The sequence below is a fragment of the Nostoc sp. genome (assembly GCF_036917555.1).
Classification (GTDB): domain Bacteria; phylum Cyanobacteriota; class Cyanobacteriia; order Cyanobacteriales; family Nostocaceae; genus Nostoc.
The window spans coordinates 38,484-46,793 of record NZ_JBALDD010000072.1 but is presented as its reverse complement, the minus strand read 5'-3'; the positions used below and the strand labels follow the sequence as shown (position 1 = coordinate 46,793).

At 45.2% G+C, this 8,310-nt stretch carries 6 protein-coding genes; 2 read left to right on the top strand and 4 right to left on the bottom strand.

Annotated elements, in window-relative coordinates; translation table 11 throughout:
• Nucleotides 1–419: 419 nt before the first annotated feature.
• From V7K60_RS28135 to V7K60_RS28120, 4 genes are all read right to left on the bottom strand, one after another.
• Nucleotides 420–1,520 (bottom strand): ABC transporter ATP-binding protein, encoded by a 1,101-nt coding sequence (locus tag V7K60_RS28135; RefSeq protein WP_334930475.1) that lies wholly within the window; start codon nucleotides 1,518–1,520, stop codon nucleotides 420–422.
• A gap of 8 nt (nucleotides 1,521–1,528) precedes the next feature.
• Nucleotides 1,529–2,413: a carbohydrate ABC transporter permease gene (locus V7K60_RS28130; RefSeq protein ID WP_334930473.1), complete on the bottom strand. Its 885-nt coding sequence runs from the start codon at nucleotides 2,411–2,413 to the stop codon at nucleotides 1,529–1,531.
• A 3-nt stretch (nucleotides 2,414–2,416) separates the two neighbouring features.
• On the bottom strand, nucleotides 2,417–3,328 hold the full coding sequence (locus V7K60_RS28125; protein WP_334930471.1) for a carbohydrate ABC transporter permease: 912 nt from the start codon (nucleotides 3,326–3,328) through the stop codon (nucleotides 2,417–2,419).
• A 154-nt stretch (nucleotides 3,329–3,482) separates the two neighbouring features.
• On the bottom strand, nucleotides 3,483–4,817 hold the full coding sequence (locus tag V7K60_RS28120; RefSeq protein WP_334930469.1) for an ABC transporter substrate-binding protein: 1,335 nt from the start codon (nucleotides 4,815–4,817) through the stop codon (nucleotides 3,483–3,485).
• 228 nt (nucleotides 4,818–5,045) lie between these two features.
• Here V7K60_RS28120 and V7K60_RS28115 point away from each other — a divergent pair, with 228 nt between their 5' ends.
• Nucleotides 5,046–6,944 (top strand): transketolase, encoded by a 1,899-nt coding sequence (locus V7K60_RS28115; RefSeq protein ID WP_334930467.1) that lies wholly within the window; start codon nucleotides 5,046–5,048, stop codon nucleotides 6,942–6,944.
• A 154-nt stretch (nucleotides 6,945–7,098) separates the two neighbouring features.
• Nucleotides 7,099–8,022: an NADP-dependent oxidoreductase gene (locus tag V7K60_RS28110; RefSeq protein WP_334930465.1), complete on the top strand. Its 924-nt coding sequence runs from the start codon at nucleotides 7,099–7,101 to the stop codon at nucleotides 8,020–8,022.
• The last annotated feature ends 288 nt before the right edge of the window (nucleotides 8,023–8,310 follow it).

The following is an 8,310-nucleotide window of genomic DNA, read 5'->3' as shown; positions in this document are numbered from 1 at the left end:
GTTCTTCTCTCAGCTTCTGCTAATAGGGGGACTGTGTTCAATCACACCCCCTATTTTTTCCTTTGAAGAAGGCTATTTAGTCTAAACTCCAGTAGATCACTAAAGACACGATAAATTGCCGTCTCTACGAAAGACTGATTATTGTCCGTTCGCTGATTTTTTGACATTTGCTCGAATTTAATCAAACCTATATCTGATAAGAGTTTCAACTTTTGTAGACAATTTTTGATCTCCCTTTTTATTTGAAATTTATAGTTCTAATGAACTACTAAGTGGTGATATCTACGATGTGCTGCGCCTACGCTATTCTGGGAAAGGCTGAAATACCAATTCTGTCGTCAGTAATTTAAAAAGTCAGATCGAAATAAGCGAACGGACAGTGATTATTGTAGAGATGGCGATTCTTCGCGTCTCTTGCCTTAGCTCCTGACACCTAACATTTGTCTTTTAACAAGAGCATGGCCAGATTGCACATCAAACCAGTGAATATCTTCAGGGGGCAATGCTAATGTAATATCCTCGTCACTCCAATTTTGATCTGTTGGCAACAAAGCACGTACCGTAATTGCTCCGGTTGGTGAACCCTCAACCCTGACACTGACCAAATAGTGCATACCCAAATTTTCTACTAAAAATACTCGCCCTTGAATAGTCTGGGTATCACCTGGTTGAGCAATGTGGACATTTTCTGGACGAATTCCCAGAACAATCTGCGGTGGTACAGTTGGTATATCTGGGAGAAGCACTTGAAAGTTACCCAGCAGCGCGTATTGTCCCCTACAAGGTAAAGTCAGCAAATTCATTTGCGGACTACCAACAAATCCAGCCACAAATAGATTAGCTGGATGGTTATAGATGCGGTCAGGTGGGTCAAGTTGCTGGACATAGCCATCGTTGAGCAATGCAACTTTCGTGGAGAGCGTCATCGCTTCGGTTTGGTCGTGGGTAACGTAGACAACTGGCACTTTTTGGGCTGCAAAAATTTGTTTGATATCGGCTCGGACTCGTTCCCGCAATAGTGCATCTAAGTTACTTAAAGGTTCATCTAGCAGGTAGACATCGGCATGACGCACCAAAGCACGACCGACAGCAACCCGCTGCCTTTGACCTCCCGACATTTGACCAGGCTTGCGGTTCATTAACTCTGCTAATCTTAAAACTTCTGCCACTTCTGCCACTCGCTGTTTAATTTCTGTAGGTGGTACTTTTTTCAGCTTGAGTCCAGAAGCGAGGTTTTCGTATACTGTCATATGGGGATAGAGTGCATAGCTTTGAAATACCATTGCAATATTGCGATCGGCTGCTCGCTTATAGGTGACATCCACCTCTCCAATCTTGATCTGACCGCGAGTCGGTTCTTCAAGACCCGCAATCATCCGTAGGACTGTTGATTTACCACAGCCAGAAGGGCCAAGTAAAGTCAGAAACTCGTGGTTATCTACAGTTAAGCTAACGTCTTTGACAGGGATGACTTTAGGATTGTAGGTTTTATTCAAGTTTTTGAGTTCGAGTTTAGCCATTTTGATTTTTATCCTTTGACGGCACCAGCGGTAAGACCTTGGACAATCCGGCGCTGGAAAAACAAAACTAGTAAAATTAGGGGTAACGTTCCCACAACAGTAGCAGCGGCGATCGGGCCATAGGGAATTTCATATATTGTCGCACCACCTAACTGAGCCGCAGCAACGGGAATTGTCTTCAACTCTTCACGGGTCATAAACGTCAGAGCGAAAATAAACTCGTTCCAAGCAAAAATAAAGGTGAGGATTCCAGTAGTCACTAAGGCGGGAAGGGTCATGGGTAGTACGATTTGCCATAGTAGTTGAAAGGTGTTATAGCCATCGACCCTAGCAGAATCTTCCAAATCTTTTGGCAATTGTTGAAAAAAGCTTCTAAGTACTAAAATTGTTAGCGGCAAATTGATCGCAGTATAAGGTATAATTAGCGCCAGATAATTATTGCCCAATTTAAGCGCTTGGATAATTTCTAACAATCCTAAGAACAACAGAATTCCAGGAAATAAGGTAACAATTAGAATGCTGGCGAGGATAACTCGTTCGCCCCAAGTGCGTAACCGTGCCAGAGCATAAGCCGCAGGTGCGCCGATCGCTAAAGCTACAGCTGTGGAAGTAATCGATACAAAGGCACTGTTGAAGATGTAGCGCCAAAATGGACGACGGGTGAATAACTCAATGTAGTGATTGAAAGTGAATCGCGTAGGGAAATAGACAGTCGGAACGGCGGCAATATCCTCATTCACTTTAAACGAGGTCAGCAATTGCCATAAGGCTGGCGCTAGGCTAAATAGCACTATTAATACAACTACGATCGCCAGCAAGATTTTTTTCAGAGAAAACTTGGTTCCCCCTGTTCGTTTTGGAGTCGTTGAAACTGCTTGGGGAGTTACACTCATGGCTTAAATGGCTCCTGATGTTTTGGCACGATATTTGTTAAGCAAGAAACTAGCGATCGCCACCGCCGCAATTAATATTAAAAATGTCACTACTACAAGGGCTGCTCCATAACCAAAATCTAAGTAGCGCATCACTGTGGAGTAAATGTACAATGACACCACTTCCGTAGCGCCACCAGGACCACCCCCGGTCATCACAGCAACCAAATCAAAAATCCCGAAAGCTTGAGCAAACCGAAATAGCACTGCAATTAAGATTTGCGGTAGCAGCAATGGCAGGGTAATATTGCGGAAGCTTTGCCAAGCATTTGCCCCATCGACGGAGTAAGCTTCATAGAGGTCTTGTGATATCGACTGCAATCCAGCTAGCAACAGGATACTGATAAACGGCGTAGTTTTCCAAACATCAGCAAAAACCAGTGCGATCATCGCCAGCGTTGGATCTCCTAACCAATTAATCCCAGTCTTAATCAGCCCCAACCGTAGCAGAATATCGTTCACAACCCCAAACTGGTCGTTAAAAATCCAAGACCACGCCAGACCAATCAAAGCGGTAGGCAAAGCCCAAGGGATAATAGCAGTTGTACGCACTATGCCTCGCCCAAAAAACGCCTGATTGAGAATTAAGGCAATCCCCAATCCTAGCAGTAGTTCTGAGATTACTGATGCTGTTGTGAACACGGTTGTCGCCCACAAACTCTGCCAGAAACGACCATCACCCGCCATCCGCACATAATTCTCCAAACCAGAGAATACAGGTTGTAGCTCTGTTGCCAAATTTTTAGTAAATACGCTTAACCAAAATGCTCGTAAAATCGGGTAGGCAAATACAAACAACAGCAGCAGTAATGCGGGTGTTAGTAAGATCCATGCTGTCTGTTGTTCTCGATTTCTGAGTGTATGTAAATTTGTCATTTGTTATAAGGGATTGGGGACTGGGGATTGGGGATTTTGAACTCCGTTAATGAGTCTTTGAACTCCATTAATGAGCCTTTGAACTCCGTTAATGAGTCTTTGAACTCCGTTAATGAGTCTTTGAGGCGGATGAACGAGTCTTTAAGTTAATGCTTTAACTTTTAACTCCCTTGCCCCCTCCCCCTGCCGCCAACAATCGGCGTGTTTCGGCAGCAGCAGCTTGCATTGCTCGTTCAGGATTCATCCGACCAGATAACGCGGCGCTGAGATAACGCTGCAAAATATCTGATGTCTGAGGATATTGCGCGATTGGCGGACGCAAAACTGCATTGTCCACGACCTTCAATAACTGCGGATAGTGGGGGTATTTAGCAACAATTTCTGGGTCTGTAAATAAATCCCGGCGACTTGGCACATAGCCTGCACTGAAAATGAATCGGCGCTGTGCTTCCCGACTGGTAAAATACTGAATTGCTTTCCAAGCTTCTTCGGGATGTTGAGAAGATTTCGCAATCCCTAAACCCCAGCCCCCTAGACAAGCCGCTCCTGTCTTACCAGAAGCATGAACCATCGGTTTAATCGCAATTTTGCCCCGGATTGGCGAATTTTCTGCCTGGGCTAAAGGCCACGCATAGGGCCAACTGCGTAAAAACGCTACTTGACCACTTTGAAACAAGCGTCGGGTATCTTCTTCCTGGTAGGTGGTGACTCCAGGAGGAGAAACGCCTTCTTTAACGGTACTACGCAGAAATTCAATGGCTCGTAATGTTTCTGGTCGATCTAGTCCAACTTCGAGCGTCTTGGGATTAACCCAGAAGCCACCAAAGCCATCGAGGACTTCCGCAAACATCGCCACAAGTCCTTCATATTGGCGACCCTGCCAAAGATAGCCCCAATTTACCTGCTTTTTCTTCTGCAAAACTTGGGAAATTCGGATCAAATCATCAAAGGTTTCTGGAGGCTTCAATCCTGCTTGTTTGATTAAATCTTCTCGGTAGTAGAGCATTCCTACGTCAGAACGCACTGGAATGCGGTAAAGCTTGTTTTGGTAACGTCCTCCTTCTACATCCTGGGGTGAAAATGCTGCCAACTCTTTTTTAGAAATGCGATCGTCTAAGGGTAGCAACCATCCAGCAGCAGCAAACTTGGATGTCCAGATCACATCCATATTGATCAGGTCATAAGGGGATTCACCTAAGATAAAAGATGAGGTATACAGGTCTTCGAGCAAATTTGTGGCATTGGGCCCTTCAACTAGGTTAATGCGAATACCAGGGTTCTCAGCCTCGAAGTCTTTAATTAAACCCTGCCTCCAAGGTTCGGCATCAGGAGCAGTCATTAATATATTCAGGGTAACTGGTTGCTGCGAGAGTCCTACCCAACTGAAAAATATAATGCTCAAGAGGGTTGCCAAGAAAATCCCTATATGTAGATAACTTTGTTTTTGGATGAATTTTTGTAACTTGTTTATTGGCTTTCGGTACAACATTATCAATGTAGCGATCGCTAGTGGTAATTATTAAGAAATAAAAACATAAAATATCTGAAAAAAGATTATTTTGTATTATTTTTTATCCTTTGCAAGTACCTAAACATACAGCTTGATAGTTGATAAATTTCTGCCTGTTAACTCTGTCATTTGTTAGAGTAAACGATTGTTCTTGTTGACTAGGATGTGAGTGCTGTCCTTAGTTCCTATACATGGAAGAGAGCGCTCATGGCTACACTTGAACAATTGCAAGCATGGCATGAATTGGCACAACAACTGCGGATTAATAGTATTCGTGCCACCACCGCAGCCGGATCTGGTCATCCCACCTCCTCAATGTCAGCTGCTGACCTGATGGCAGTGCTACTTGCCAAGCATCTGCGTTACGACTTCAGCAATTCGCACTCCCCTAATAATGATCACCTGATCTTCTCAAAAGGACACGCATCACCGCTGTTGTACTCAATTTATCGAGCGGCGGGAGTAATTGATGATGACGAATTGATGTCCCTCCGCAAGTTTGGTAGTCGCCTAGAAGGGCATCCAACCCCAGCATTACCTTGGGTAGATGTGGCAACGGGTTCATTGGGACAAGGACTGCCGATCGCTGTTGGTATTGCTTTAGCTGGAGAGTATTTAGACAAGCTGCCTTACCACACCTGGGTTTTGTTAGGGGATAGTGAAATGGCGGAAGGTTCTATTTGGGAAGCCTTTGAACACGCCAGTCACTACAAACTGGCAAATCTGATTGCCATCCTCGATGTCAACCGTTTGGGACAGCGAGGTGAAACGATGCTAGGCTGGAACACTCAAACATACTGCGATCGCGCTCTTGCTTTCGGCTGGAAGGCAATTGAAATCGACGGTCACAACCTAGAAGAAATTGACGAAGCTTATGCAGCAGCGATGGAGAACCCCAACTGTCCGACACTAATTGTAGCTCGAACAAAGAAGGGCAAGGGTGTTGCAGATTTAGAAGATGTTGGCGGTTGGCATGGAAAAGCCTTGAAACCTGACCAAGCAAAGGCAGCGATCGAAGAATTAGGTGGTGAACGTCAAATCACTATTGCCGTTTCAAAACCTAATTTACAAATCCAAAGAAGTTCAATTGGGCAAATTCAAACTCTCCAACTTCCTAGCTATCAAAAGGGAGAAAAAGTGGCGACCCGTAAAGCTTATGGGGATACCTTAAAAGCTCTCGGAGCGTCTCGACCAGATGTAGTTGCCTTAGATGGTGAGGTGAGCAACTCCACCTACGCCGAGGAATTTGCCAAAGCTTATCCTGAGCGCTATTTTGAGATGTACATTGCCGAGCAGCAAATGGTTGCCGCAGCAGTGGGGTTACAAGTGCGCCAGTATAAACCCTTTGCTTCCAGTTTTGCGGCATTCTTAAGTCGCGCTTATGATTTCGTGCGGATGGCTGCCGTTTCTCGCGCCAATATTAAACTTGTTGGTTCTCATGCAGGAATTTCAATTGGTGAGGATGGCCCTTCACAAATGGCTCTGGAAGACTTAGCTTCTTTGAGAGCGGTGTACGGTAGCACTGTGCTTTACCCTAGTGATGCCAATCAAACTGCTCAACTTGTCGCCCAAATGGTCGATTGTGATGGGATTGTCTACCTACGCACAACCCGTGAAAGCACACCTGTTCTCTATGAAGCTGAGGAAGATTTTTCAATTGGTGGCAGCAAGGTCATCTATAGTTCTGAGCAGGATCAAGCAGCAGTGATTGCAGCAGGTATTACGCTACATGAAGCACTTAAAGCATATCAGCACCTCAAGCAGGAAGGGATTACGGTACGCGTTATCGATGCTTACTCAGTCAAACCAATTGATGCTACAACCCTGCATCAGGCTGCCCGTGATACCCAGGGCAAACTCGTTGTAGTCGAAGACCATTGGGGCGAGGGTGGACTGGGAGCTGCTGTCCTTGATGCTTTTGTGGATACAGATGCTGCTTCTACCTCTGGTGGATTGCCACTAAACCTAATCAAACTGGCAGTACAAAATCTGCCTGGATCTGGGACTCCAGAAGAGTTACTTCATGCAGCAAAAATTGACGCTTCTTCTATTATCGAGGCTGTGCGATCGCTTGTTAAACAACCTGCTTGGGTATCAACGAAGTAACACCCGCGAGCTTTTTTGTAATCAAAGTTCAGATGAATTACTCGTAGAGACTGGGGATAAGGGGTAATGGGGACTGGGAAGAAGGAATAAAGGTGTACTGAGTTTTTTTCAAAAATCAAATATCAGTCTTATAGCAATTGAGGTAAATAAGATAATGCAAGCAATTTGCGTTCATAACTATGGTGAGTCAGACGCGCTGACACTAGAAACTATAGCGCAACCCGAACCACAACCGAATGAATTGCTAATTCGGGTTCAGGCGGCTGGAGTCAATCCGCTCGATTGGAAAATCCGGGCAGGCTACATGAAAGAGTTTTTTCCAATGCCTTTGCCGTTCACGCCTGGAATGGATGTTGCAGGCATTGTGGAAGCGATCGGTACTGATGTCAAAGCATTCCAAGTTGGTCAAGCAGTTTATGGTGAACTGCGAATGGGAGCTTATGCCCAGTTCGCTACGGCTCCACAAGATGCGATCGTCCTCAAGCCAAAGACGCTGGATTTTGTGCAAGCGGCATCGGTGCCAATGGTAGCAATGACCGCCTATCAAGGGTTGTTTGATCATGCTGATCTCAAGCCTGGTCAAACCGTCCTGATTCATGCGGCATCGGGTGGAGTTGGCATATTCGCGGTACAGTTTGCTAAATGGAAAGGAGCGCACGTCATTGGAACTGCCTCAGCTGCGAATGCAGAATTTGTCCGATCTCTGGGTGCAGATCAAGTGATTGACTACAAAGTAACACCCTTTGAAGAAGTTGTTCAGAATGTCGATGTAGTTCTAGATACGTTAGGTGGCGACACGCAAGCACGGTCTTATTCAGTGCTGAAGCCGGGTGGCATTCTGGTTGCAACCGCTGCTCCCCCTAATGCTCAAAAAGCTCAAGAACGAGGTATCCGTGCAGAGATGATGAATATGAAACCCTCGGTCTCGCTGCTAGAGGAAATTGCTAGTTTACTCGATTCTGGGCAGCTTAAGACCGTTGTTGCTCAGACCCTTTCTTTATCTGAAGCCCGTCAAGCCCAGGAATTGAGTCAGGGCGGTCATGTCCAGGGCAAAATCGTGCTTCAAATCAATGCTTAACCCGATGCGTGCTCAACTTATTGATCCACCTGGAAAGGCTAAAAATACCAAAAATCGGGGAAATTTATAAGTTGGAGAAATTTGCAAGCAATGGCTCTAGAGTCAGTATCAACTCTAGAGCCATTGCACTATCGGCTTAATCAAGGGTGAAATTCATTCTTGTATTGTTTAACCAGTCTTGCCAAACTATCCTCTCTGGTAACTGTTTATCCCTCAAAATGTTAAGTACCGTTAACCAAAGCGACCGCATCTAAATTTTCCACGGGCAGTATTATTTTTTGGTTCTAA